Here is a 25,554-nt window from a genome sequence, read left to right as displayed (position 1 = left end):
ACTCAAAAGTTTATACACTTTGAGTGCCCTGTTTTGATGTATAAAATATATCCATTTACAGCATTAATGCACGAAAGCAAAAAAGTATTCGTTTTTATAAAAAAATTTAGTATTATATAAGTAGATGTTGATACAGGTAGAAAAACAGCGGTTTCCAGGAGGGAAGCAGTCATGGTTAATAAACAGACAGGAGCAGAAGTTATTCATCAGCATCTTGATATCGGGACACTGCTTAATGCTCTTCCTATTGGTGTGCTTGTGGTGGATCCGGAAGGTGAATTTGTATATATAAACGACCTGGTTTATAAAGCGTGGGGCGCAAACCCTGTTGAACAAAAAAAACACTCTGTGCATCAAGAGTACATCGGATGGTGGAGAGAGACGGGAGAAAGAGTCGGCAGTGAAGACTGGGCAGTTGTACGAGCTCTGCAAAAGGGAGAGTCGTCTTACGGGGAAGTCATTGACATTCAGCGCTTCGATGGTACAAAAGGGGCAATTTTAAACTCCGCAGTTCCCATTTACAACGGCCATCATGATATTATTGGCGCTGTCGTTACGATCTCTGATATTACTAAAATGCGAAACCTGGAAATTGAACTGAACCTTCATAAGGATTACCTGGCCCAGCTTGTGGAAGAGAAAACTACAGAGCTTATTCATAAAAACGAACAGTTACAGGTAGAAATGGCAGAAAAGGAACAAATGCAAAAGCAACTGCGTCAGCTTGACCAGCTTCACCTGGTTGGAGAAATGGCAAGCGGATTTGCCCATGAAATCCGCAATCCACTGACTACCGTTAAAGGGTTTATCCAATTGCTGGGGAAGAAGGAAACGTTGGCCCAATACGATGAGATGTTTTCTCTCATGCTTGAGGAAATTAACCGGGCAGACTCCATTATTACAACCTTCCTGGACTTGGCAAAAGATAAAAAAGTGGATCTTCAGCCTGTTAACTTGAATGAGATTATTGAAGAGCTGCTTCCTTCTTTGCGCATGACAGCGCAGGAAAAACACCATCAGGTTGTTTTAAAACTTAAAAGCGGTCTGCCGGATATCTGTGCAGATGAGAAAGAAATCAAACAATTGATCAAACACATTTTCAGTAATGGTATTGAAGCCATGGATACTGACCAAACCATTCTTATAGAAACGGATGCAGATTCAGAACGTGTTATGGTTAAGATTGAGGATGAAGGAAAGGGTATTAGTGACGATATTAAAGAAAAGATCGGTACACCTTTCTTCACAACAAAAGATGACAATACGGGTCTTGGAATGTCTATCTGTTACAGTATTGCGGAACGGAACAGCGGTCAGATTGAACTCGAATCAAAATCGCCAGGAACATGCTGTAAAATTTCATTTGAAGCAATCGCAAAACCTCCATCATGCTGATGGAGGTTTTTCCATATTAATGCCTGTGTTGAAGGACTGGTTTTGTTTTATCAGGATTCCTGATATTATAGGAAACGAATGGTTTTTTTCATGTATCTTTACACAGAACACAAATTAGTGAAGTAAAGGGGAAAAGTATTTTGAAACTTACACCTGAACAACGTATTCAGCTGCATGACTTTAATAATCTCACAAAGTCCATGAGCTTTAATATGTATGATATCTGTTACACAAAAACAAAAGAAGAGCGACAGGCTTATATAAAATATATCGATGAGCAGTACAATGCTGACCGGCTGACTAAAATCCTTACCGATGTTTCTGACATTATTGGCGCACACGTTCTGAATATCGCAAAACAGGACTACGAACCACAGGGCGCCAGTGTGACTATTCTTGTGGCAGAAGGTCCGGTTGAACAAGCCCCTAAAGTAGCATTCCAGGAGTCACCGGGTCCATTGCCGGAATCTGCGGTTTTCCATCTGGATAAAAGCCACATAACGGTCCATACCTATCCGGAATATCATCCTGACGAAGGAATCAGTACGTTCCGTGCGGATATTGACGTATCTACCTGTGGTGAGATTTCACCTTTAAAAGCTTTGAACTATATGATTCACTCCTTTGACACTGATATTATGACCATGGATTACCGGGTTCGTGGTTTCACCAGGGATATTACCGGACACAAGCTTTTTATTGATCACGATATCAGCTCTATTCAAAATTACATCCCTGATGAAGTGAAAAAGTCCTATGATATGATAGATGTGAATATCTATCAGGAAAATATCTTCCACACGAAATGTAAGTTAAAGAAATTTGACTTGAACAATTACCTTTTTGGATACAGAAAAGATAAACTTACGGATGACGAGCAAAAGGAAATGACCGAAAAGCTGCAGCACGAAATGGATGAAATTTATTACGGCCGTAACATCAAACGTGGAACGATTGACGGATAGTTTTGCCACCAGCCCATATTATGATTGCCAAAGAAGATGCTCTAATGGTGAAACCACCATTTAGGCATCTTCTTTTTTTATCAGCTGTGTTAAAGATCATTGTGAATTTATTAAAAACATTGATTGCTGTGAATGCGCGGCACTCCTAGTCGAGAAATGAGCGTTTACATCACAACTCAGCTGAAAAGTTGCGAAGCATAACTGGCAGAGGAAGAAGCAGAGGTACTTCATAGCAAGGAGACTAAAACCCGTTGCCCCCGTGGAAGGGGAGTACACTGAGAGTAAATCAACACCTGAATTTTAACAGAGCCTTTTGGTTCGATGAGAAGCAGTGGGAAAAAGGTGTTCCAGAGCTTTAAAAAGGTGGGGAGAAGGCGCGCTCATCCCCCCCCGAAATGGCGAGTGATGAATGAATATCAAAACTCCTTCATTTAAAATGGTTTATTTACAATTCTAATATATGGGTAATAGTACCCAGGACCTTTGTGTATTAAGTATTCGAAAAGTTGATAATTTTCAAAATAAAAGATGAATTTAATAGCATAGTGTCGTATATTATTAGAGTACAGACTTATATTACTTTTTTTAGGGGGAGGAAGAATCACATGAGTCAAAGAGATTTGGGGCAAAACGGTCGTGAGCAATGGGCTACAAAAATAGGGTTCATGCTTGCGGCAATGGGATCGGCAGTAGGTCTGGGGAACATCTGGCGTTTCTCCTATGTTGCAGGAGAAAATGGAGGTGCTGCGTTTCTCTTAATCTATGTAGCCATGATCCTTTTAATCGGGATTCCAATCATGCTCGCCGAGTTCTCGATCGGCCGGCGTGCACAGAGTGATGCTGTAGGGTCTTTTGAAACACTGGCACCAAAAAAACCATGGGTGGTTGCAGGTTTTCTCGGGGTAGCATCCGCTTTTATTATCCTGTCTTTCTATGGTGTAATTGCAGGTTGGACAATGAAGTACTTTACAGGATATCTCACAGGCGGGTTATGGTCTGAACCTGGGGAAGGGTATGTTGACTACTTCGTTAACTTTATTACCAGCCCGCTTCAGCCGTTAATCTGGCAATTTATCTTTATGGCACTTACAGTAGGAATCGTGTTTGTGGGAGTTAAGAAAGGGATCGAAAAAGCGAATGTCATTCTAATGCCGACACTTGCGATCTTACTGATTATCCTTGCAGGGTACAGTTTGACACTTGGGGGAGCAAGCGAAGGTCTTGCATTCCTCTTCTCTCCTGATTGGAGTGTACTCTCTGAACCTGGTATTTACCTTGCAGCTCTTGGTCAGGCGTTTTTCTCCCTTAGCTTGGGGATGGGTGCTTTAATTACGTACGGAAGTTATCTTTCGAAAAAAGAACAGCTTCCGGGTGCGACTGCCGGAATTGCAACAATGGATACGCTATTTGCCGTAATTGCAGGTATTATGATCTTCCCGGCTGTGTTTGCCTTTGGGGGAGAGCCCAGCGACGGCGTCGGTCTTGTATTCTTTACACTTCCAAACATTTTTGAAAGTATGCCTGGTGGTGTAATTGTTGGTTTAGCCTTCTTCTTCCTGTTAGCGGCGGCAGCATTATCATCCGCGATCTCGCTGTTGGAAGTAGCAGTTGCCTATTTTATCCGTAAATTTGGATGGACACGTAAAAAGACAGCTCTGATCATCGGGGGGTTAATCTTCCTGTTGGGAGTTCCTTCTTCATTAGGGCAGGGGCTTTTGTCAGACGTTTCGGTTATCGGAGGACGCGATATTCTTGACAGCCTGGACTTCCTGGCATCTAACATCTTCCTTCCACTGGGCGGTCTTATCATTGCCCTTTTTGCAGGATGGGGATGGAAGAAAGCAGAATCTCTCGAAGCTTCCGATTTTGGTACCTCAACATTAGGAGCTGCCTGGCTGTTCCTTCTGCGATATGTGGCACCAGTCGCGATTCTACTCGTATTCCTTGCATCAATTGGTATTCTGTAAATTGCACTTCAATTGCACTTCAAAAGCTTGCCGGGACAATATTGTCCCGGCAAGCTTTATTTATTGTTAAGCTGTACTAAGTGTTATTGTTGAAGAAGTCTTGGCTGGAACTCAATGATCGGCAAGGAACATCCAAGTTTAACAAAACCAATTGCTTATATGGTTTATTCCATGTAAAGTTAACAGGAATAGTTTGAAAAGGATGACCAGACATGAGCCAGCCGGAATATATTTATACATTTAGCTTTACAGCAGAAGAACATCCATTATGCCAGCTTGAAATGCGGGCGTTTTTTGGTTGCGATACTTCTTTACATAGTTTAAAAAGTAACAAAGAGGTCGACCCCAGCCGAAGCCCGTTTATGAATGAACGGATTGAGGTAATGTTTCAGGAAGGGACTGTAGACGATATGATTAACAGTGTCACTTCAATCCCACGCAGTGATGAAACATTTAAACTTACCTTTGTTCAAAACTCAGATGAAAAAAAAGTGCCATTTAAACAAGCAAAAAACATTGAGCGTATTGTTGGCATGGAGATTGGTGACAATGCCGATCTCGTTAATCCGGATCGTAACTATGGGATTATCTTTTCAGACGGGGAGTGGTGTTTCGGACCTATGGTAAAAGGTGAATCAGTCTGGACCCGTCACCAGGACAAGCCCCACCAATATTCTACAGCTTTGAGTACAAGGATAGCCAGAAGTATCGTAAATATCGCGGTGCCTCAAATTGAAAACGTCACTGTTATCGATCCATGTTGTGGAATTGGAACCGTTTTACTTGAAGCGAAATCGATGGGCATCACGATCGGTGGAAGTGATATTAACCCGAAAGTGATGTACGGATCTCGAAAAAACCTCGCCCATTTCGGGTATGAGAGTAATGTTGAGTTAAAAGATATCAGAGAAATAAGTAAACATTATGATGTAGCGATTATTGATATGCCTTATAACCTTTGTTCCGTTCTTGAACCTGAGGATCAATTTGAAATGCTTGTAAGTGCCCGTAATTTTGCATCAAAAGTCGTTGTAGTGACAATCGAGCCCATTGATGAGGCGGTCATTCAAGCAGGATTTGAGATTGCTGACCGGTGTGTGTTCAAAAAGAATGGCAGATTTAAACGAGAAGTACTCGTATGTAAGTAAGGGGAGTCACAAAGCGAATGGGATAAAGCGAATATATAGTTATCAAAGATTTGAAAGGGGGGAGAGTGTAATGAGTAAATTCATTGACTTCCTGGAGGAACAGATCGGTGAAATTGAACGTGGCTGGATAAAAGATCCTTCCGGTAAACAGCTTCCTTTTCAGATAGTCAAGTTCAGCGAAGGACCGTTGGAAGAAACCAACGCCTATTGTTCACTTGGCCTGAGCAACGAGCTCCTTGGAGAGGCCTTGGAAGGCGAGCACGTTCGTCAGGAGCTCGTTTTTGCATCGTATAATCAGTTTGAAGAAGAAGCAATTCCTTTTATCCTTCAAAATGTCGTGCAGATGGCGATCAGAAGTAATACCCCTTTTAGAAGAGGGGACGTTATCGGACCATATGGGCCGATGTTTGGAGACTCACTCATGGAGGCTTTCTACGTTACCACTCCTGTCTATTTTCCTTCTCAGTTTCGAGCCTATGAGATCAATGAAGAAGTGATTATCGAGTTAAAATGGCTTATTCCAATTACAGCGAAGGAAGCGGATTTCATTCAACAATCCGGGTGGGGAAAGTTTGAAGATCTTTTGGAAGAACATGAGCCTGATTTGATCGATGCAGGCAGGCCTTGTCTGATTGAACTATACTTTGAATCTGAGCATTCGTAATACCGGCATTTGAAGTTCATTTATCTTAGGCATCTTAAATGTATTTCCTTAAAAAGTAAAAGGGGTCAGCCAAATGAGAATCGTTATTTTGGGAGATACTCATATACCAAAAAGGGGGAAAGAGCTCCCGGAGAGACTGATCAAAGAATTGTCAGGTGCTGATCACATTATTCACACCGGCGATTGGATTACAATGGAGGTTTACGATAAATTAAAATGTTTTGCTCCTGTTGACGGGGTTTACGGAAATGCAGATGACGAATCCGTTCGAGAGCGTTTTCGAGACAAGGAAATCCTTATCTTTAATAACTTGAAAATCGGTCTGGTTCATGGTCATGGAGAAAAGAAAACAACGGAGAGAAGAGCCATGGAAGCCTTTGATGAAAACCTTGACTGTGTCCTTTTCGACCACTCGCATATTCCTTATCTGAGATATCATAATAAAACGCTTCTTTTTAACCCGGGTTCTGTGACAGACAAGCGAAAGCTTCCATTCTATTCATTTGGAATTATGACAATCGATAAGGATATCTCTGTTTCACATGTGTTTTTTACCTAGTTCATCTTCACCGGCCATTTTTCAGGTGTTAAGGAAGAGTGTAAGGAGTTCCGGGTATTTTTCAATAAACAACTGATCGTACCCTGAAGAGATATACTGTTGTGAAAATTTTTTGATGTCAATAGCGGTTGGCTTACTTGCTATAGGGGGACTATGAAGGAAGTCGGTAGTTGTGGTATATACACCATCACCAAACGGGAGAATCATCCCTGTCAGGATCGCGTTCTTTTCAGGTGGTGTAAATGCATCATGATAGACTAAAACTGGTTATGTATCCATTTCAAAAATATCATCAACATCATAAATATGTTTTGTCTTGGAGTGTTGCTCTCCGGATGAAAAAAACCGGGGAAGGTATACTGCCATTCATTTAGGATGAAAAGGGTATTAGGAGTGGGATGATGTTGCAGCCGGGGTATGCTCTGATCGAGGAAGGTTTGGTAGATCGTTTTTCTTTTTCTTGCAGCAGATACACAGAAAATCATCCATTTAGCCAATTGTGGAAAGTTTTCATCCTGCATCTCAGAAAAGATTGGAATCTTACCTTTTAACCGATCCCAATATCTCAGGATAAATGGCTCGTAATTAGTCAGAGCGTATTCATGAAACAAATTCATTACATAAAACAATTCTTCCTGTTCGTCTTGATCGAGTAATTTACTTCCGTTCCAGGGGGCATTTGTATGAACATGGTCATTCCTCACTTTCGGGGTTTAGGATAAAGGGGAGAAGAGTGACAAGAGGGGAACCTACGTTCTTGAATTTACATGAAAATGGTTCTGTTTTCCACTAGGTATACCGCAAATATCCAGAAAAAATATGAAGAGGTGCTGAAATGCCAATTTATCAAAATGAAGCAAACATGCGTGTATTCAGTTTAAATTCGAATTCGTCAATTGTTAATGAGATTGTTAAGGAATTGGGAATTGAAAAAGGACGGAGTACAATTACCCGATTTAGTGATGGGGAAATTCAGGTCAATATTGAAGAAAGCATCAGAGGTTGTGACGTTTACCTTGTTCAATCAACAGCACAACCGGGCAATGAGTATCTGATGGAACTACTTATCATGATCGATGCCATGAAACGTGCTTCGGCACAAACAATTAATTGTGTTATTCCTTACTTTGGATATTCCAGGCAGGATCGTAAAGCGAGATCGAGGGAACCAATTACGGCAAAATTAATTGCAAACCTTCTTGAAAAAGCAGGTGCAGACCGTGTTATCACAGTAGATTTACATGCACCGCAAGTACAGGGGTTCTTTAACATTCCTGTGGATCAGCTTCTTGCTTTTCCTATTCTCTCTAAATATTTTTTGGAAAAGAACCTTACAAACACTGTTGTTGTCGCACCTGAGAACGGAGGCGTTATACGGGCCCGTCAGCTTGGTGATGCACTTGATTCTCCTATTGCCTTAATTGACCGGAACCGAAGCCTGTCAGGAGGCGGAAAAATGGATATTATGGGGGAGGTTGCAGGAAAAACAGCAATCATTATCGATGACATGATTGATACCGCCAGAACGGTGACCGCAGCTTCAAGGGAGTTGCTGGATCGCGGTGCCAAAGAAGTTTATGCCTGCTGTACGCACCCTGTTTTATCTGAACCGGCAGTAGACAGAATTCTGGAGTCAGACATTGTTGAAGTGGTGACAACCGACTCTATTTATCTGCCTGAAGAGAGAAGGTCTTACCGGATTAAGGTTCTCTCTCTTGCACCGATGCTGGCAGAGGCGATACTTAAAGTACAGAACAATGAATCGGTAAGTACGCTCTTTGAATAAAGTTGTTTTCGGATTGAATTTTTTTAAAAATGGCACTGTTAGACTAATGTGTTGATTTCCGCTCATTGCACTTTCCGCGGGCGGCTCGATCCTCAGCGCTTTGCGCTTCCGGGGGCTCCCCGGAACTCGCTTTTCCCGCAGGAGTGTCGCGTATTCGCTCCAATCAACACTTTTACTAAGTTAAAAATGACCTTTAATCAAGCTGTCGAGAAACCCACGTTTTTTTGAAGCGTGGGTTTCTTTATGTGGAGAAAAGGAAATTAAGTGATACAAATATCTTTAAAATTAGGGCAAACCACCTCTCAGCTGGCTGTGAGGTGGTTTGCTATATTCTTTATGTTCTGTGATGTGGCCGTCATTATCGCTTGTTCCGATGCGCCTTTCAAGCTGCGCAACCGGCAATAGCGAAGCCCGTGGAGCTGTTTTGCCTCCGCCAAGCTTCGCTCAATGGTTTCTTTTCTTTTTTTGTAGATCAGCTTTCCTTCTTTTGGAAAGCCTGTTTTCTCTGACTTTTTCCTTGCCATGGCCAAAAAAACAATTTCATCGAAGATATCTTGAAAGATATTAGTATCCCTAAATCGTTTATGGCGATTAAAGCTAATGGTAGAGTGATGAGGGACGGCATCAGTTAAGCCCAACCCTAAGAACCAACGATAGCAATGTTTGTTTGTATCTCTTTTACGAGCTGTCTTTCAGAACGAATACCGAAAAGGTATCCAACAAACATCATCTTAAAAAGCATGATGGGATCAATGGGAGGACGACCGTTATCTTCGCTATAATAGGGCTTCACTCTGTCATAAATAAAGGAAAAGACTATCGTGGCATCAATTTTACGGAGTAAGTGATCATCAGGGACTAGCTGATCAATGGAAACCATCTCTAATTCAACTTGTTTTTCTCGAATAGGACGTAACATGTTATTCTCCTAATGTAGAATTTCAACTTAATTTATAAAAATAAGCAGAAGCGTAAGACGGCGACTCCAGCGGGAAAAGCAACAGCTGAAGACCCCGCAACGGAGTGAGGAGGCTGAAGCGTTGCCCGCGGAAAGCGTCCGTCCGGAGCGAATGCAAGATCTCTGCTTTTATGTGGACTTTCACCGTATAATCGTTAGTTCTAGTTTAATATAAATATCTGAATAGTTGGTTTATTTAACACAAAAAGAACAGGCAGTTGAGAAAAGACTTTCTCAACAGCCTGTTTAATAAGACTTTATCAAAAATGGAGTGGTGAATCTCTGCTGGAAGTGCATCAGCTGTGAACATTGACTTCATGAATAAGCAGCATGTTACTTCGACGCACAAGGATTCAGAAGATCACTCGCAGAGAAAGAAGCAGAAGTGTTTTTTTCGAGGAGGCTGATGTTGTGCCCGTGATAAGCACTTTACTGTAGCGGAACTTATTATTGTATGAGCAAAAATCTTTGCGTAAAGAACGTTGAAAAGGCGACTCAAAAGGTATATAAATACCTTTTTTGAGCCGCCTTTCTTGTTAATAGTTTATTTTCACTGGTAATGCGGATGAAATGTTTTCACAGTAAGCTTCATTTTCTTTTGATGAAACAATCAGATGAATAACACCCTCATCGGTGGCCGTCCGTATTAACCTTCCGACTCCCTGACGAAGCCTTAGAAGCATGTAAGGGATATCCACTTCCTCAAGCGGATGATTACTTTCCTGCCTCTTAGCTTTAAATACAGGGTCCACGGGCGGGAATGGAAGAGAAGCGATGATTACCTGATTAAGAGCCGGTCCTGGGATGTCAAGCCCCTCCCAAAGATGATAGGCGCAGAGCAATTGGTTTTCGTTGTTTTGAAACTTTTTCACCAGTTCACTGATCTCCTGATCTCCTTCAAAAAGGCAGGAAACTTCTGGTTTTTTCACAAAAAGCCAGTCACGAAACCGGTTCATTTCATCGGGAGAGGAAAATAAAACAAGGGATCCACCTTCGTTTTTAAACGATTTATCTGCAATATGCTGCCACTTTTGTTCTTCTTCATCTGTGACAAAAGCATAAGCCGCCATTTTCTCGTTGTAATCAAAAGGAGAGTCTACTGTAAAGCCAATGCTCTTATCAATTCCCAGGCTTTGTGAAAAGAATGTGAAGTCGCCTTCTCTGGAAAGCGTAGCGGAAGAAAATACATAAGGGATTTTTTGAGAGAATACTTCTTTTTTCAAAACCTCTTCCACTAGTCTAGGCATGATAACAAGGGAGAACGTGTCTTTTGATTCTTCAACCCAGTAGATTCCTTCATTATCTTTTAGGAGAATATCGAGGCCGTAGGCATAAAACTCCAGGTACTCTTCAATCATCTTAAGGTGATATTCTTCGAGAACATACAACTCTGAATCAAAGACAAGCTGGTCCAGGAGACTGGCTGCATTTTTCTTCAGCTTTTCAGCAACCGCAAGCATTTCAGGTGTCCGGGGAACTTCTTTTCGATTGGATTCTTCCTGCATTTTTGCTGATTCTTTCAGGATGTCGAACCATTCATCGTGTCCGGCTAATATATCTTCAATCAGGACCAGGGATTCTTCTCTTACATCCTGATTCAAATAACCGGTAAGCACTGTGGTCAGTGTTTCAGCGTTAAAGCGGTAGGTGAGCCCTTTTTGCGCTGCAAACTCCAGTAAATGTCCTTCATCAAATACAACACAGCTTGCTTCCGGGAGTAGAGGAAGCTGTCCTTCCCGGGTTCTCGATTCTTTCGTCCAGACGTGTTCCATATAAAAATCGTGGGAGCAGATAACCAGGTCACCTGCACTACGGTAGTGATTACGGTTAAGTGTCTGACCACAGCGGTGAAAATACTCACATGTAGAACACTGCTGGAGGGGGTCCCATGCTATTTTTTTCCACTCACGATCAGAAATCCACGGGTACTCTTTCCTGTCCCCATAGGGCTTAAAGGAAGTCATAGAAGCACCTTGCTGATTTACAAAAGAAGGGATGTCATCATAAACCTTCTCAATTTCTTCACTGTCCGTCTGGTCTATGATATTGTTCAGTTTTTTCACACATACATACTGTTCCCGGGCTTTTGCGAGTCGCACGTCAATTTCCATGTTGAGAGCGTTTGATAGTTTTTCAATATCCCCGCCCGGTTTCACCAGCTGTTCGATTAATGTCTCATCTGCACAGGAAATGATGGCGGGTTTTCTCATGTATCTTGCATAGCAGATGGCGTAAACAAGGTACACGAGGGTTTTGCCTGTGCCGACTCCCGCTTCAGCGAAAATCACACTTTTATTTTTAAATGCCTGTTCCAGCTGAAAGGCCATAAAGATTTGTTCATCACGAAGTTCAAACCCAAGGTCGGGCAGGATTTCGTAGAACACATCACCGATAAAGTCACCGAGTTCATCGAAAAAGTGACCGTTTTTTGATTGGGGAAACGGAAGTGCTGCTGTTTTTTTCATCATTTATTTTCAGTCCTTATATACAAAGTTATGCCAACTTTAAATGATAGCAGAAAGAAGGACTTTTGGATATTGTTATATCAAGAAAGTGGAGAAGTCACTTGCTACATAGGTGTTAGGAAATAAAGCACGGGCTTCCTCAGCCAGGATATGAGAGTCCTGATAACGCGGGCTGATATGGGTGAGAATCAATTGTCTCACACCAGCTTCTTTTGCTAAGGCTGCTGCCTGAGAAGCTGTACTGTGGAAGTAGGCTTGGGCCAAGGCTTCCTCACTTTTTGCAAAAGTTGATTCATGAACGAGTGTATCCACGTCGCTTGCAAGAGGAAATAGATTTTTTGTATGCCGGGTGTCTCCTAAAATCGTAACAGATTTCCCTTTTTGGGGAGGACCGATAAACTCCTTGCCATTTACCGTACGTCCATCAGGCAGTGTAACTTCCCGGGCGCTCTTCAGTTCTTTTAAATGGGGGCCGGAAGGTATTCCAGCTTTTGTTACTTTATCCATCAATAAAGAACCGGGCGTGTCCCGTTGTTCCACACGAAAGCCTAAAGACAAAACACCATGGTCGAGGGTACCGACTGTTACCTTTGCATCTTCCCCATTAAACAGGACTCCTGTTTCATTAACCTCTAGAACTTCCAAAGAGTAGGTAAGAAAAGTTTGGCTGACTGATAAAGCAGATTCGATAAAAGCACTCACCCCTTTTGGGGCATATATGGTTAAAGGTGTCGTTGCACCCTGGAATGACCTGCTTGATAAAAGACCAGGCAGGCCGTATAGATGATCCCCATGGGTATGAGTAATGAAGATTTTATTTATCTTCGTAATTTTAACTGACGAGTGAAGGATCTGATGCTGGGTTGCTTCCCCGCAGTCAAAAAGCCACATGTTGTTTTCTTTATTCATTAGATGCAGAACAATTGAAGTCACATTTCGTTCTTTTGACGGGACGCCCGCCCCTGTACCTAAAAATGTCAGTTTCACGTCAGGTACCTCTCTTTCAACGTACTTTTCATATAAAAGGGTGATATTCCTGTGATGATTATGGCCGAAAATGCCTGCTCATTCAACTTTGTATGGAAGGACCAGCAAGCTTTTAACTCCTCAATTTGAATGCTATGATAAAAAAACAGAGTGGGAGGGGGATTTCCTATTACATATCGTGAAGACAAAGATACTAATCATCATGAAGAAGAAGAGCGACCGTTTTTTGATGGCGAACGGTACTATACCAAAGAGGAATTTTTTAACCCTGAAGACGAGGATGAGGAGCCGGAAGATAGGAGGGGGAGGGGAAAAGGATTCAGGACTTTAATCGCAGTCCTCCTTGTCATGGTGCTCATAGGCAATGTTTTTGCATTCCTTCCAAGATTAATTAATATTCCGGCAATGGAATTTTTACAGACTTCAAGGGAATTGTCTCAAAACGATCAGGTTCAGCTTTACAAAGAATCTGTTGTCGTTGTGAGAGGGGGAGACAGTAAAGGCACTGGCTTTTTATTCTCTGAAGATGGTTATATCATGACCAATGACCATGTGGTGGCCAATCAACGTGTGGTGTCTGTCTCTTTTGAAGATGGCAGCAGGTATCAGGCGGAAGTTATCCACCGCAACGAAGAGCTGGATATAGCCGTACTGAATATTGACCTTGAAGTGTCTGACCGTTCTTATTTTACGTTTTCAGACAGCTGGGTAGAAGGGGAAGACGTATACGTGATTGGAAACCCGTTGTTCTTTAACTTTATAGCCAACGAAGGACAGCTGATTGGTGCGAGAAGTGACGGTATCCTCATGCTCGATGCGCCGGTTTACCGTGGTAACAGCGGCAGTCCGGTCATTAATCAAGATGGGGATGTCACCGGGGTTGTTTATGCCACCACCAGGACTGAACATGATGGAGAAACCAGGAGAGTTGGGTTAATCGTACCTTCAGAACTTTTTCTTGATGAAATTGATTAAAAGAATGAAGAGGCTCTTAAATGTCCAAAAGTAGATTGGCAATGGCACGGCACCGCTGCTCGTCCAACACGAGAAGGGCTTTCAAAAGAGGGCAGCGGTTCCGCTCATTGCTTCGAGGTTGACCCAAAAGGTAAAAAACGACCTTTTGGGTCAACCTCTTCGTTTATCTGAATAGGTTCATTTTCTTTTCTTCCTGCAGAGAATGACCTGCCGCTTTTCTTCTGTGAAGGATGGCGTTAATTTCTCCGCCAACTACAAGGATAATACCGGTAATGAAAAACCAGAGCATCAGGATGACTACACCGCCAAGACTTCCGTAGGTGGCAGTATAGTTGCCAAAATTACTTACATAAAAAGAAAATCCAAAAGAAACAAGCTGCCAGCTGATTGTGGCAAATACAGCCCCCGGTATTGCGTGCCTGAAGGGCTTATATTTGTTTGGAGCGTAGTGATATAGTGCTGTGAGAATCACCGCTATCACGATAATACTCACTACCCACCTTAGTATTCGGATTAATTGTTCCGTTTCAGGGGGAAGGGTAATGTAGGAGCTCACAAATGTGATAATGACGTCCCCGAATATGGGAAGAGCCAGAGCAAGAACGAGTGCGAAAACAATACAGATTGTAAGAACAATTGAAAGGAAACGCGCCTTTAAGAATGATCTTGTTTCTTTAACATTATAGGCGTTGTTCTGGGCTTGGATAAACGCATTGACAGCCAGAGATGCCGTCCAAATAGTTCCGATAATTCCGATAGTCAGTAAGCCGCCCCTTTCCGTTGAGACCACGTCTATGACCGTCTCCTCAAAAACCGTTGCTGTTTCGTCCGGCATTACACTCTGTAAAACACTGATTGCTGTTTCCGGCTGGATATTTAAATAGGGAATGATCGATAATAGTAACACCATCAGGGGAACAGCAGATAATAGGTAATAATAGGCTTGTGCTGCAGCGAGCAGAGGGACATCGTCTTTTTGAAATTCGTTAATAAGTTCTTTAAAAAAGGAAATTGTCTGTTTCATAGGGGCCTCCACTCAGAAATTTGTATGTTCCCTGATTATATCCCCTTTGCCGGAAGACGTTAATCATCGAGCCTGCTGATATTGACAACTCGGACTCTGATACTTATAATTGAATATTTGTAGGCGTATGTAGTGATAATGGATAAATATAGATATATTTTGTTTGAAATGAGGGTTTCCTATGACAAAACCATCCATTTATGGATTAACATTTGAGCAGCTGACAGACTGGCTTGTAGATAAGGGGCACAAAAAGTTTCGTGCACAGCAGGTTTGGGACTGGCTTTATAAAAAACGCGTGAAAGATTTTTCTGAAATGAAAAATGTAAATAAAGAGTGCCGTGCTCTTTTAGAGGAACACTTTGCGATTCAGACACTCGAGGTTCATTCAAAGCAGGAATCCCGTGACGGAACAATGAAGTTTCTGTTTAAGCTTCAGGATGGGAACCTGATTGAAACGGTTCTTATGAAGTTCAGTTATGGACTGTCTGTATGTGTAACCACTCAGGTTGGCTGTAACATCGGGTGCAGTTTCTGTGCCAGCGGCCTGCTTTCAAAAAGCAGAGACCTCACGAGTGGGGAAATCGTTGAACAGATCATGAATGTTCAGCACGCACTGGATGCTCGTGAAAATGAAGAGCGGGTAAGTCATATCGTTGTAATGGGAATCGGAGAGCCATTTGATAACTTTGATAACCTAATGGACTTCCTTCACGTTGTTAACGATGATAAAGGACTTGCAATTGGTGCCCGTCATATCACTGTTTCTACGAGCGGAATTATTCAAAAGATTTATGAATTTGCCGATCAGAAGCTCCAGGTCAATCTTGCCCTTTCTCTTCATGCACCAAATGATGAGCTTAGAACAAGGATTATGAAAATCAATAAAGGACAGCCGATCAAGCCGTTAATGGAAGCTGTTGATTATTACCTTGAGACAACCAACCGGCGGATTACGTTCGAGTATATTCTTTTAAAAGGGGTAAATGATACTCCAGAGGTTGCCCAGCAGCTTGCAGATCTTATAAAGGATAAGAAGAGGCTGTCGTATGTAAACCTGATTCCATACAATCCGGTTGATGAGCATATTCAATATGAACAAAGTGAAAAAGAAGCTATACTGCGTTTTTATGACACGCTGAAAAAGAACGGTATTCAGTGCGGTATCCGTCATGAACAAGGATCCGATATCGATGCTGCCTGCGGTCAGCTGAGAAGTAAGCAGATTAAAAAGGATAAAGAGAAATCAAAAGCATAATTCGATATTGATAGAGGTTGACCCAAAAGGTATTCGGGGTCAACCTCTTACTGTTTACTGCTGATCGCTCTCGGGCTGTTTAATGTCTTTTTTAGGTGTCTGTGGAAGTGTCTGTTTGTTTTTGTCCCTTGCTTTTTGTTTTCTGGCTCTTCCCATGTACATTACCTCCGTTAATCTGTGTTTTTAATTGTTGTATTTTTTTTGCTTGGCAGGCTGTGACTGTGATCCCTTTTTCCCTGCCGTTTATTATTTCGCTCCGTTTTTTCCTTGCGCTGGTTGAATTCCTCTACAAATTCGTGCGTGTCAGTCATCGTTACTCCTCCTCCAATGTGATACAGTCTTAAGATTCCACCCTCTCAATGTGTAATACAGGTAGTTAGTGCCAGATCGTTATTATTCGGCAAAACTAGTCATTGATGCGCGCTTGTCCACGTGAGAAAATCACTGTAAATCATTTCATTTTTCAATAGTCTCAAATCGGAGTGTTTTGTTTTCAATATTCGACGTTCTCGGGATATGACCAGCCAAATATAATTAGAAAACGAATTTTTGCAGGTGGGAAGGGGGAGGTTTATGCTTCCTTTTGATGTAAGCGAGTACCAGGGCCGGATTAAACAGACGAGAACTTTAATGGAAAAAGAGGGAATTGATTTACTGCTCATTACGGATCCGGCCAACATGAACTATCTTAGCGGATATGATGCGTGGTCATTCTATGTTCATCAGATGCTCATTATCGATATCCATGATTCTCAGCCTGTATGGGTAGGACGGTTTATGGATGCACCTGCTGCCAAAGTAACCACGTGGATGCATGAAGCGAATATAATCGGTTACCCCGATATTTATGTCCACTCAGATTTACTGCACCCAATGGCATTTATAGCAGAAGTCCTTCGGAAAAGAGGAAATCAGGCAAGCCGGATCGGCGTTGAAATGGATCATTATTATTTTTCGGCCAAAGCATTCGAAGAACTGAAAAAAGCACTTCCGGATGCCCGCTTTCAAAGTGCCGATCTCTTAGTAAACCGTGTGCGGATGGTAAAGTCAGATCAGGAACTTGAATACATGAAAAAGGCGGGGAAACTCGCTGAACTTGCGATGTTTAACGGTGTTCAGACCATACGTACAGGAAACCGCGAATGTGATGCGGCTGCGATGATTTATTATCATATGATCGCAGGAACGAAAGAATGGGGCGGTGACTACCCTGCCATCGTCCCACTTCTTCCTACAGGAGAAAACACATCCATTCCCCACCTTACCTGGACAGACCGGAAGTTTCAGGAAGGAGAAGCTGTTATTGTGGAACTCGCAGGCTGCTGCAAGCGGTATCACGTACCATTGGCAAGAACCATTGCCATCGGACCTCCTTCTCAGGATCTCCTGAGGATTTCATCCATTGCGACAGAAGGGATTAACCGTGTACTTGATGAAATCAAACCAGGAATGACATGCGGTGATGTCGAGGCTGTATGGCGGATGAGCCTTCAGAAACATGGCATTGCAAAAGAATCCAGGCTCGGTTATTCCGTAGGCTTAAATTACCCTCCCGACTGGGGAGAGCATACAGCAAGTATCAGAAAAGGGGATCAGACGGTACTTCAGCCGAACATGACTTTTCATATTATCCCGGGATTATGGTTTGAGCGGTCCGGTGTTGAAATCAGTGAAACAATCCGTGTAACGGAAACAGGGTGTGAAACGCTTGCAAACTACTCAAGGGAATTGATCATTAATTCTCCGTATGTGATAGAAGAGCATGGAGAAATCAGTTAAAGATAATTCTTTCACCAGGGGGCGTTGAGTATGAAGGATACTGGAATGAGCACACGGGCACTTTGGGCAGGGGAGCGTGAATATCTGGCATTTGGTGCAACCCAGGTGCCGGTCGTCCACAGTGTTTCTTTTGGATATGATGATATGGATGACTGGTATCAGGTGGCTGTCGGAAAAAAAGAGGGTCATATTTACGGAAGAAACACAAATCCTACTGTCCGCGCCTTTGAGGAGAAGATCAGGATTCTTGAAAATGCAGAAGCTTCCACGAGCTTTTCAACAGGCATGGCTGCCATCAGCAACACTCTCGGAACCCTTTTGCAGCCAGGAGAGCGTGTCGTTTCCATTAAGGACACGTACGGGGGGACAAATAAAATATTCACGGAATTTTTACCGAAACAGCATATTGATGTCACATTGTGTGACACAGGCAACCATGAAGAAATGGAGAAAGAAATTGAAAAAGGGTGCAGTGTCGTTTATCTTGAAACACCAACAAATCCTACTGTCAAAATTACAGATATAAAAAGAATGGCAAGAGCCGCCAAACGGGCTGGAGCTGTAACTGTTGTAGACAATACGTTTGCAACCCCGGTAAATCAACAGCCTTTAAGCCTGGGGGCTGACCTCGTCATCCACAGCGCTACGAAATTTCTCGGGGGACACGCAGATGCGCTGGGAGGTGCTGTCTGCGGTGTGAAACATTTGGTGGATGACATCTATCACTACCGTGAAATAAATGGTGCAACACTCGATCCGATGGCAGCCTACCTGCTTTTAAGGGGAATGAAAACGTTAAAGCTCAGAATCGACAGACAGAACGAAAATGCCATGGCTGTTGCAAAATATTTAATAACAGAGGATATGGTTGAAGATGTATTCTATCCGGGACTCTCTTCCCAGAAAGGGCATGAAATCGCCAGGAACCAGATGAGCGGCTTTGGAGGTATGCTGAGTTTTTCTGTAAAAGGCGGGATAGACACTGTCCGGCACCTTCTGCCTAAGCTGGCTTATGCAAACCGGGCAGCGAATCTGGGCTCTGTTGAAACGGTTGTTGGTCCGACACGTACAACAAGTCATGTGGAATGCACGCCTGAAGAACGGGCAGCAATGGGTATACCTGAAGGGCTTGTAAGGTATTCAGCCGGTATAGAAGATATTGACGACCTGATCGATGATCTGAAATGTGCGTTTCAGTCACTCCCGAAATATATAAGGTAGATGAAGAAGCTGCTCCACACTGCAAACTTAGTGGAGCAGCTTCTTTTTGCTTCATGGAGCCTTTTTTGGTATAATGTTCAAGGTTAAAAACAAATCAATCATTTAAATAGCTGAGTTTTACAGAAAAAGGCGGGATTGAACATGAACAACTACAGAGTATTACTTTATTATAAATATGTTGATATTAATAATGCTGAAGAGTTTGCTCAGGAACATCTGGCATTTTGTAAGGGTCTGGGACTTAAAGGGCGCATCCTTATTGCTGCTGAAGGAATTAACGGAACGTGTTCCGGCACTGTTGAGCAAACGGATAAGTATATGGAAATGATGAAGGCGGATCCTCGTTTTTCAGATATGGTGTATAAAATAGATGAGGCTGACGGACATGCATTTAAGAAAATGCACGTGCGCTACAGACCGGAGCTTGTAACTCTCAGACTGGAAGACGACATTGATCCCCGTGAGCAGACCGGTAATTACCTCAGCCCGGAAGAGTTCTACGAGAAGATGCAGTCAGAGGATACACTCATTATCGATGCCAGAAATGATTATGAATATGACTTGGGACATTTCGAAGGAGCCATCAAGCCTGATATACGCTCCTTCAAGGAACTTCCCGACTGGATTAAACAGAACCGTGAGATCATGGAAGATAAAAAAATTCTCACCTATTGTACAGGTGGAGTACGTTGTGAGAAATTCTCCGGCTGGCTGAAAGAAGAAGGATTTGAGGATGTATCCCAGCTCCACGGAGGAATCATCACTTACGGAAAAGACCCTAAGGTTAAAGGACAGAAATGGAACGGTCAGTGTTATGTATTTGACGAAAGAATCAGTGTTCCGATCAACCAGGTTGAACACGTGGTAGTGGGTCGCGACCATTTTGACGGTGAACCTTGTGAGCGTTATGTTAATTGTGCAAACCCGGAATGTAACAAACAAATTCTCTGCTCCGAAGAAAATGAGCACTTTTACATGCGCGGCTGCTGTGATGAGTGCCGTACACACCCGCGTAATCGTTATATTAAAGAGCACGGCCTGAGTGAAGAAGAAGTAGCACGCCGTGAGGAACGCATTGAAGCTTCCCGTGCCGCCAAAGCATAAGAACAGATTTCTTATAAAAGAACAAAAGCCACGATCCATAGCCGGATTGTGGCTTTTCATTTCTCTTCCGTAAATCACGTATTCTTTGGAGCGAATGCGCGACACTCCTGCGGGTAAAGCGAATTCTGGGGAGACCCGCAGGCACGAGCTCTGCTTCATGAATAAACTGCGAGTTGCACGCAGACCACTTCAGAGCATAGCTGGCAGAGGAAGAAGCAGTATACCGAGGAGTCCGAACCGCCCGTGGAAAGTGCAATGAGCACAAATCAACACCTGGTTTTTCTGAGTCTATTTAATCTAAGTAGCTAGGCGCGAGGCCTTGGAAAGGGAGCGTATTCCGTTCAACGAAGCTTAGAACATCGAAAATTTTAATGCAACTTCCTATAAAGTGCAGTTAGTTGTCTGTAATCATGTCTTTGTTTTTGTTGAACAATCTGGTAATTAAAAGGATAATAGAATTTAAGAAAACTTTTAAAAGGAGGGATAGTCATGGATTACAGCTTTATCCATGCTGCTGATATTCATTTGGACAGTCCGCTGAGGGGATTGGAAAAGTACGATGGTGCCCCTGTTGATCGAATCCGGAACGCAACAAGGGAAGCTTTAAAGAACCTTGTTGATCTTTCAATAAAAGAAAAGGTGTCTTTTATTGTGATTTCGGGTGATCTGTACGACGGAGACTGGAAGGATTATAACACCGGATTGTTTTTTGCAAGCCAAATGAGCCGTCTTCAAAAAGAAAACATTCCAGTGTATGTGATAAGGGGAAACCACGATGCCCAGAGCCTCATTACCAAAGAGCTTGCCCTGCCTGAAAATGTAGTAGAATTTCCAGTAGATAAACCCTCCACAGTAACCATCGAGCACTTAAACACAGCCATTCACGGCCGAGGATTTTCAACAAGAGCCGTCACTGACAATCTGGCTGCTTCTTACCCTGAAAGTAAAGACGGTTATTTTAATATCGGCTTGTTACATACAAGTGCAACGGGGCGGGAAGGACATGAAAATTATGCGCCGTGCCAGCTGGATGATCTTTTGAAAAAACAATATGATTACTGGGCCCTCGGGCATATTCATCAAAGGGAGCTTTTGCATGCACAGGAACCTGTGGTGCTTTTTCCCGGAAACATTCAGGGGCGTCACATAAGAGAAACCGGTGATAAAGGCTGTACCCTGGTGCATGTTAAAAATAATCAGGTACAGGAAATGGAGCACCGCTCGCTCGATGTAGTAAGGTGGTGCCTGTGCTCTGCGGATGTGAGCGGAACGGAATCGTTTGATGATGTTATTGAAATTGTACGTACCAATCTTCAGGAAATCCAGGACGAGCATAATGGAAGATTCCTCGCAGTCAGGGTGGTTCTCACAGGGACAACCAATGTTCATCAGGAAATGATTGTAAATAGAGAGCACGTTATGAACAATATACGTTCAGTTGCACTTGATACAGGTTTTGGTGACGTATGGGTTGAAAAGGTGAAAATTGATACAAAAAGAATTGTTGATATAGAAGAATTAAAACAACAGCATTCACCAATCAGCAGTATCCTCGGCTATCTTGATCATATCGCCGAAGATCAAGAAGCGTTGAAGGAACTGCTGAATGAATTAAACGATATTCAAAAAGTACTCCCGCAGGAACTGAAAACAGGAAAAGACGGACTGGATTTTGCCACTACTGAACTGATAACTGACAGGCTTGATGATATTGAAGATCTGATTCTTCACCACCTGACTAAAAGAGCGGAGGTGCAGTCCTCATGAGGTTTGATTATCTCACATTAAAAGCGTTCGGACACTTTACTGACTTTGACCTTCCATTCGAAAAGGATAAAAACTTTCATTTTATTTATGGACCTAATGAAGCGGGGAAAAGTACCATTCTCCGGTCTGTTGCCAATTTCCTTTACGGCTTTCCGCAACAGACGGCAGATTCGTTTTTACATGATAATAAAAAGCTTCTCATTGAAGGGCAGCTTTCCAGAAAAGACGGTGAAACGCTGAGGTTTATGCGTCGGAAAGGACGTAAGAACACGGTTCTGGATCTGAATCAGAATCCTATTGATGAAAAATTTGTGAGCCGATTTTATGATGGGTTAACCCAGGATCATTTCCTTAATATCTTTGCTTTGGATCACGTACGTCTCCGGGAAGGCGGAGAGAGTCTGCTTCAAAGTGATGGAAACGCGGGAGAAAGTATCTTTTCAGCAGCTTCAGGTATCAGTATGCTTCGGGATGTTCTTAAAGATATTGAAGACCATGCGGGGAAATTGTATGTGAAGGGCGGATCCACGAGAGAAATTAACCAGAGTCTCCGAAAAGAAAAGGAAATCTCAAAGGAAATCGCAGAAAACCAGCTTAAACTGCAGGACTGGAAAGACCTTGAGCGCAAGTATGAAGACGGGAAAAGAGAAATCGACCGTCTTACTGAAGAAATAAACATCCTCGGCCGTGAGTTGCAAAAGATTGAGAGAATCGAAAAAACCTTACCTAAAATTGCACTTAGAAATGAACTTGAAAAAAAGAGAGAGCGACTGGGAAAACTGCCTAATCTGCCGGAAGAAGGCCGTGAACTGCGCAAGGAAAACGAGAAACTAGCAGAGTCTTCTTCTGAAAGATTAAAAGTAACCGATCAATTGTTAAAAAGGTACAAAGACCGGCTCGACAGCCTCCATATACCGGAACATATTCTCGAACAGGAAGCTGAAATTACGTCCCTTTACAGGGGCGTCAATGGTTATATTCAGGATGTAAACGAGCTTCCCCGCCTTGAAGGCGAAATGGAAAGCCTTCAAAACTCCGTATATGCAGCCCTTAAAACTATTGACCGCAACTACACTTCTTTAACTGATGCAGAGTCCCTGAGGCTGAGTGCGGAGAAGAGGAAGAGGCTGTTATCACTGGCAGACGAAAAACCGTTGCTTGACCAGAACCTAAGAAGCACGTCCTCTGATGCTGAATCGCTGGACAGAGAAGTTAATGAACTTAAGTCTGAACTTAGAGCGTTCGATGACATTCCGGAGAGTGAAGAACTGGAATATGTTCTCGAATCTGTCCAGAAGCACGGAGATGTTGATGAACGATTGAAACAGAAAAAACTCGAAATTGAAAGCTTGAAAATCAAATGTGCCCACACTTTCCGCTCTCTTTCGTTCTGGGAAGGTTCATATGAAGACCTTATTGGGCAGCCAATTCCAGCAATGAGAGAAACGATTAAGCAGTTCGAGAAAGTAAGAAGAGACCTTAAATCAATACAGGAAAAAACTTTTGAAAAACAGGAAGAGGAAAAAGCAGCCATAGCGGACCTTGAAGCGAGTCTGAGGTCACTTGATGCCTTGGCGGATGTTCCTACAGAATCGGAGCTTCAAAAGGAAAGGATGTTTCGTAATACCGGATGGATGCTGATCCGCAACCAGCTCAATGAGCGCCGGAATGAAATAAATGAGATCGAAGCGTTTTCAAAGGGACTCCCTCTCGAACTTGCCTTTGAGAACAGTATGAAAAAAGCCGATGAACTTACAGATGTGATGAGGCGGGAAGCTGAAAAAGTAGGAGAGAAAAACAAACTGCTTGCAGATAAGCAGTCCAGCATTGAGAAACTGGAGTCACTGACATCAGAATTGGAAAATCTGAATACGGATTTAACAACCTGGAAGGAAGACTGGAATGATTACTGGCTGACTACCTCTGTCAACCCGGGTACACCGGAAGAAATGCTCGAGTGGCTTAACCGTTATGAACAGGTCATGGCTCATCATGAACAGCTTGAAACAGCGAATGCTCATTACACTGATTTGGAACACACCTATCAAACGCTGAAGGAGTCGCTTATTAAAACACTTTCTGAGTTGGAGAACACAGATACACAACGTTCCCTCGGCGAATTGGTCAACCAGGCACTGAGAGTAAAAAAATGTTTCTCAGAGCAGCGTACAAGAAAAGATGTACTAAGAGATAAATATAAACAGAAACAGGAGCAGTATGAGGCTGTCCTTAAGAAAAAAAGAAGAACAGAGGATGATGTTAAGGAGTGGGGAGAAGAATGGCAGAGCGCGATAGAAGGTCTCCCTGTAACTTCAGCAACTCCAGCTTCTGTTGTGAAAGATTTACTGGAAAATTATGATAGCTGTGTCACAAGCTATGACGAGTACTTAAAGATAAAGCGCAGCAAAGACGCAATGGAAACGAGAGTCAGCGGTTTTGAAGAAGATGTCAGACGCATTGATCAGGAAGTGGTTTCAACTCTTAAACCCCGTGCTATGGACACGGCTGTAACTTCTTTGTATGAACTGCTCCAAAAAACGAAAGAAGACCGCAGAACGGTTTTGGAACTTAAAAAGAAGATCCAGGAGGCCGGTACAGAGAAAGAGGCTGCCGTTCGTGCAGAAAAAGAGGCAGAACACGTGTTAAACGAGCTGATGATTAAAGCCGGCTGTGAAACGTTAAGTGAACTGGTGGAAGCTGAATCGAAGTTTAAGGAGGCGCAGGAATTGTTTCAGAAAATCACCTCTGCCGAAGAGCAGCTCCTTGCCATCGGTGCAGGCCAGACTCTTGAAGAATTACTGGCTGAAGCGGCGGAGACGGATGCTGATTCCCTTGCACTCGAAAAGAGTAACCTTGAAAAACAGGTAAAAGAACTTGAAGATCAAAAATCAGAAGTCCTCCAGATACATGGAGTTAATAAGAAGGAGTACCAGGAAAAAATTCAAGGCACCAATGACCGATCTGTTAAAGCAGAAAGTGAGAAACAGAGTATTCTCTCAAAAATTGCGAGAGATACCGACGATTATATTAACCAAAAGCTTGCTTCTGTTCTTCTCAGAAAAGGAATTGACTATTACAGAGAACAAAACCAAAGCCCGATCGTAAAAAGAGCAAGCGAAATCTTTAAAAGGCTCACTCTTGATCATTTCGACGGTATAGTCGTAGAATTTGATGAAAAAGATCAGCCTGTTCTTATGGGACTTCGCCAGACTGATACTGTTCCTGTTTCAGGAATGAGTGACGGTACCACGGATCAGCTTTATCTGGCTTTGCGTATTGCAAGTATTGAGAGATTCGCAGCTGAAAATGAACCGGTTCCTTTTGTATTGGATGATATTCTGGTCCATTTTGATGATGACCGGGCGAGAGAAACCCTTCGTATCTTACTGGAATTATCCCGTTTGACGCAGGTTATCTTTTTTACGCACCACTCACGGCTTGAATCCCTGATGAAAGAAGCAGACTCTGATCAGCAGTATCAGATGACAAGACTGGAAACGACGGTCTCGGCCGGTTTATTTTAAGGACGATT

The 25,554-nt window shown here is 42.8% G+C and carries 20 protein-coding genes and 1 pseudogene; 14 read left to right on the top strand and 7 right to left on the bottom strand.

Features of this window, described 5'->3' with window-relative positions; translation table 11 throughout:
* The first annotated feature begins 171 nt into the window (after positions 1-171).
* The 7 genes from JSY36_RS01570 (at position 172) to JSY36_RS01540 (ending at position 8,484) form a co-directional block, all read left to right on the top strand.
* Positions 172-1,395, top strand: a complete 1,224-nt coding sequence (locus JSY36_RS01570) for a two-component system sensor histidine kinase NtrB (RefSeq protein ID WP_205164970.1) — start codon at positions 172-174, stop codon at positions 1,393-1,395.
* A 140-nt stretch (positions 1,396-1,535) separates the two neighbouring features.
* Positions 1,536-2,360 (top strand): adenosylmethionine decarboxylase, encoded by an 825-nt coding sequence (speD, locus tag JSY36_RS01565; protein WP_205164969.1) that lies wholly within the window; start codon positions 1,536-1,538, stop codon positions 2,358-2,360.
* 605 nt (positions 2,361-2,965) lie between these two features.
* Positions 2,966-4,327: a sodium-dependent transporter gene (locus JSY36_RS01560; protein WP_122896867.1), complete on the top strand. Its 1,362-nt coding sequence runs from the start codon at positions 2,966-2,968 to the stop codon at positions 4,325-4,327.
* A 212-nt stretch (positions 4,328-4,539) separates the two neighbouring features.
* Complete coding sequence (locus tag JSY36_RS01555; RefSeq protein ID WP_205164968.1) at positions 4,540-5,475, top strand: TRM11 family SAM-dependent methyltransferase; 936 nt, start codon at positions 4,540-4,542, stop codon at positions 5,473-5,475.
* Between the two features lie 70 nt (positions 5,476-5,545).
* Entirely contained in the window at positions 5,546-6,139 is a 594-nt protein-coding gene (locus JSY36_RS01550; RefSeq protein ID WP_205164967.1) for a suppressor of fused domain protein, read from the top strand.
* 73 nt (positions 6,140-6,212) lie between these two features.
* A complete protein-coding gene (locus JSY36_RS01545; protein ID WP_205164966.1) occupies positions 6,213-6,698 on the top strand; it encodes a metallophosphoesterase family protein in 486 nt (161 codons plus the stop codon).
* Between the two features lie 835 nt (positions 6,699-7,533).
* Positions 7,534-8,484: a ribose-phosphate diphosphokinase gene (locus JSY36_RS01540; RefSeq protein ID WP_205164965.1), complete on the top strand. Its 951-nt coding sequence runs from the start codon at positions 7,534-7,536 to the stop codon at positions 8,482-8,484.
* A gap of 302 nt (positions 8,485-8,786) precedes the next feature.
* Here the strand turns inward: JSY36_RS01540 and JSY36_RS20335 are convergent, their stop codons facing one another.
* From JSY36_RS20335 to rnz, 4 genes and pseudogenes are all read right to left on the bottom strand, one after another.
* Positions 8,787-9,008, bottom strand: coding sequence for a transposase (locus JSY36_RS20335; RefSeq protein WP_236784489.1), 222 nt, complete (start codon positions 9,006-9,008; stop codon positions 8,787-8,789).
* Positions 9,006-9,403, bottom strand: a pseudogene (locus tag JSY36_RS20330) (transposase); the annotation flags it as partial. The pseudogene JSY36_RS20330 and the gene JSY36_RS20335, both read right to left, overlap by 3 nt.
* 575 nt (positions 9,404-9,978) lie before the next feature.
* The gene (locus tag JSY36_RS01530) at positions 9,979-11,907 is read right to left on the bottom strand and encodes an ATP-dependent DNA helicase (RefSeq protein ID WP_205165185.1); all 1,929 of its coding nucleotides are present in this window, start codon (positions 11,905-11,907) and stop codon (positions 9,979-9,981) included.
* Positions 11,908-11,982: 75 nt separating this feature from the next.
* Complete coding sequence (gene rnz, locus JSY36_RS01525; protein WP_122896874.1) at positions 11,983-12,894, bottom strand: ribonuclease Z; 912 nt, start codon at positions 12,892-12,894, stop codon at positions 11,983-11,985.
* A 150-nt stretch (positions 12,895-13,044) separates the two neighbouring features.
* Here rnz and JSY36_RS20325 point away from each other — a divergent pair, with 150 nt between their 5' ends.
* Positions 13,045-13,869, top strand: a complete 825-nt coding sequence (locus JSY36_RS20325) for a trypsin-like peptidase domain-containing protein (protein WP_205164964.1) — start codon at positions 13,045-13,047, stop codon at positions 13,867-13,869.
* 163 nt (positions 13,870-14,032) lie between these two features.
* Here JSY36_RS20325 and JSY36_RS01515 read toward each other — a convergent pair whose 3' ends face one another.
* Positions 14,033-14,893 (bottom strand): YihY/virulence factor BrkB family protein, encoded by an 861-nt coding sequence (locus JSY36_RS01515; protein WP_205164963.1) that lies wholly within the window; start codon positions 14,891-14,893, stop codon positions 14,033-14,035.
* 181 nt (positions 14,894-15,074) lie between these two features.
* On the opposite strand from JSY36_RS01515, the gene rlmN reads away from it, so the two are divergent.
* Entirely contained in the window at positions 15,075-16,151 is a 1,077-nt protein-coding gene (rlmN, locus tag JSY36_RS01510) for a dual-specificity RNA methyltransferase RlmN (protein ID WP_205164962.1), read from the top strand.
* A 54-nt stretch (positions 16,152-16,205) separates the two neighbouring features.
* Here rlmN and JSY36_RS01505 read toward each other — a convergent pair whose 3' ends face one another.
* Complete coding sequence (locus tag JSY36_RS01505) at positions 16,206-16,307, bottom strand: YfhD family protein (RefSeq protein ID WP_122896878.1); 102 nt, start codon at positions 16,305-16,307, stop codon at positions 16,206-16,208.
* Positions 16,308-16,321: 14 nt separating this feature from the next.
* On the bottom strand, positions 16,322-16,462 hold the full coding sequence (locus tag JSY36_RS01500) for a DUF4023 family protein (protein ID WP_205164961.1): 141 nt from the start codon (positions 16,460-16,462) through the stop codon (positions 16,322-16,324).
* A 262-nt stretch (positions 16,463-16,724) separates the two neighbouring features.
* Between JSY36_RS01500 and JSY36_RS01495 the strand changes: the two genes are divergently transcribed.
* From JSY36_RS01495 to JSY36_RS01475, 5 genes are all read left to right on the top strand, one after another.
* Positions 16,725-17,930, top strand: coding sequence for a M24 family metallopeptidase (locus JSY36_RS01495; protein WP_122896880.1), 1,206 nt, complete (start codon positions 16,725-16,727; stop codon positions 17,928-17,930).
* Positions 17,931-17,960: 30 nt separating this feature from the next.
* Positions 17,961-19,151 carry a cystathionine gamma-synthase family protein gene (locus JSY36_RS01490; RefSeq protein ID WP_122896881.1) on the top strand — a complete coding sequence of 397 codons (1,191 nt, stop codon included), beginning with the start codon at positions 17,961-17,963 and terminating at the stop codon, positions 19,149-19,151.
* A 141-nt stretch (positions 19,152-19,292) separates the two neighbouring features.
* Positions 19,293-20,255, top strand: coding sequence for an oxygen-dependent tRNA uridine(34) hydroxylase TrhO (gene trhO / locus JSY36_RS01485; protein ID WP_205164960.1), 963 nt, complete (start codon positions 19,293-19,295; stop codon positions 20,253-20,255).
* Positions 20,256-20,744: 489 nt separating this feature from the next.
* The gene (locus tag JSY36_RS01480; RefSeq protein WP_205164959.1) at positions 20,745-22,022 is read left to right on the top strand and encodes a metallophosphoesterase family protein; all 1,278 of its coding nucleotides are present in this window, start codon (positions 20,745-20,747) and stop codon (positions 22,020-22,022) included.
* A complete protein-coding gene (locus JSY36_RS01475) occupies positions 22,019-25,546 on the top strand; it encodes a YhaN family protein (RefSeq protein WP_205164958.1) in 3,528 nt (1,175 codons plus the stop codon). Before JSY36_RS01480 ends, JSY36_RS01475 begins: the two co-directional genes overlap by 4 nt.
* The last annotated feature ends 8 nt before the right edge of the window (positions 25,547-25,554 follow it).

The sequence above is a fragment of the Alteribacter salitolerans genome (genome assembly GCF_016901055.1).
GTDB classification, from domain to species: Bacteria; Bacillota; Bacilli; order Bacillales; family Salisediminibacteriaceae; genus Alteribacter; species Alteribacter keqinensis.
Note: the sequence above shows the minus strand (reverse complement) of the source record. Positions and strands in the feature narration are given on the sequence as shown.

What these genes read in the sequence shown, in the direction of transcription:
- JSY36_RS01555 (WP_205164968.1), top strand. Translation starts at nt 4,540, where the DNA reads ATGAGCCAGCCGGAATATATTTATACATTTAGCTTTACAGCAGAAGAA.
- JSY36_RS01490 (WP_122896881.1), top strand. Translation starts at nt 17,961, where the DNA reads ATGAAGGATACTGGAATGAGCACACGGGCACTTTGGGCAGGGGAGCGT.
- JSY36_RS01570 (WP_205164970.1), top strand. Translation starts at nt 172, where the DNA reads ATGGTTAATAAACAGACAGGAGCAGAAGTTATTCATCAGCATCTTGAT.
- JSY36_RS01475 (WP_205164958.1), top strand. Translation starts at nt 22,019, where the DNA reads ATGAGGTTTGATTATCTCACATTAAAAGCGTTCGGACACTTTACTGAC.
- JSY36_RS01505 (WP_122896878.1), bottom strand. Translation starts at nt 16,307, where the DNA reads ATGGGAAGAGCCAGAAAACAAAAAGCAAGGGACAAAAACAAACAGACA.
- JSY36_RS01515 (WP_205164963.1), bottom strand. Translation starts at nt 14,893, where the DNA reads ATGAAACAGACAATTTCCTTTTTTAAAGAACTTATTAACGAATTTCAA.
- JSY36_RS01540 (WP_205164965.1), top strand. Translation starts at nt 7,534, where the DNA reads ATGCCAATTTATCAAAATGAAGCAAACATGCGTGTATTCAGTTTAAAT.
- JSY36_RS01530 (WP_205165185.1), bottom strand. Translation starts at nt 11,907, where the DNA reads ATGAAAAAAACAGCAGCACTTCCGTTTCCCCAATCAAAAAACGGTCAC.
- JSY36_RS01560 (WP_122896867.1), top strand. Translation starts at nt 2,966, where the DNA reads ATGAGTCAAAGAGATTTGGGGCAAAACGGTCGTGAGCAATGGGCTACA.
- JSY36_RS01550 (WP_205164967.1), top strand. Translation starts at nt 5,546, where the DNA reads ATGAGTAAATTCATTGACTTCCTGGAGGAACAGATCGGTGAAATTGAA.
- JSY36_RS20335 (WP_236784489.1), bottom strand. Translation starts at nt 9,008, where the DNA reads ATGGCAAGGAAAAAGTCAGAGAAAACAGGCTTTCCAAAAGAAGGAAAG.
- rlmN (WP_205164962.1), top strand. Translation starts at nt 15,075, where the DNA reads ATGACAAAACCATCCATTTATGGATTAACATTTGAGCAGCTGACAGAC.
- JSY36_RS01545 (WP_205164966.1), top strand. Translation starts at nt 6,213, where the DNA reads ATGAGAATCGTTATTTTGGGAGATACTCATATACCAAAAAGGGGGAAA.
- JSY36_RS01500 (WP_205164961.1), bottom strand. Translation starts at nt 16,462, where the DNA reads ATGACTGACACGCACGAATTTGTAGAGGAATTCAACCAGCGCAAGGAA.
- trhO (WP_205164960.1), top strand. Translation starts at nt 19,293, where the DNA reads ATGAACAACTACAGAGTATTACTTTATTATAAATATGTTGATATTAAT.
- JSY36_RS01480 (WP_205164959.1), top strand. Translation starts at nt 20,745, where the DNA reads ATGGATTACAGCTTTATCCATGCTGCTGATATTCATTTGGACAGTCCG.
- JSY36_RS01495 (WP_122896880.1), top strand. Translation starts at nt 16,725, where the DNA reads ATGCTTCCTTTTGATGTAAGCGAGTACCAGGGCCGGATTAAACAGACG.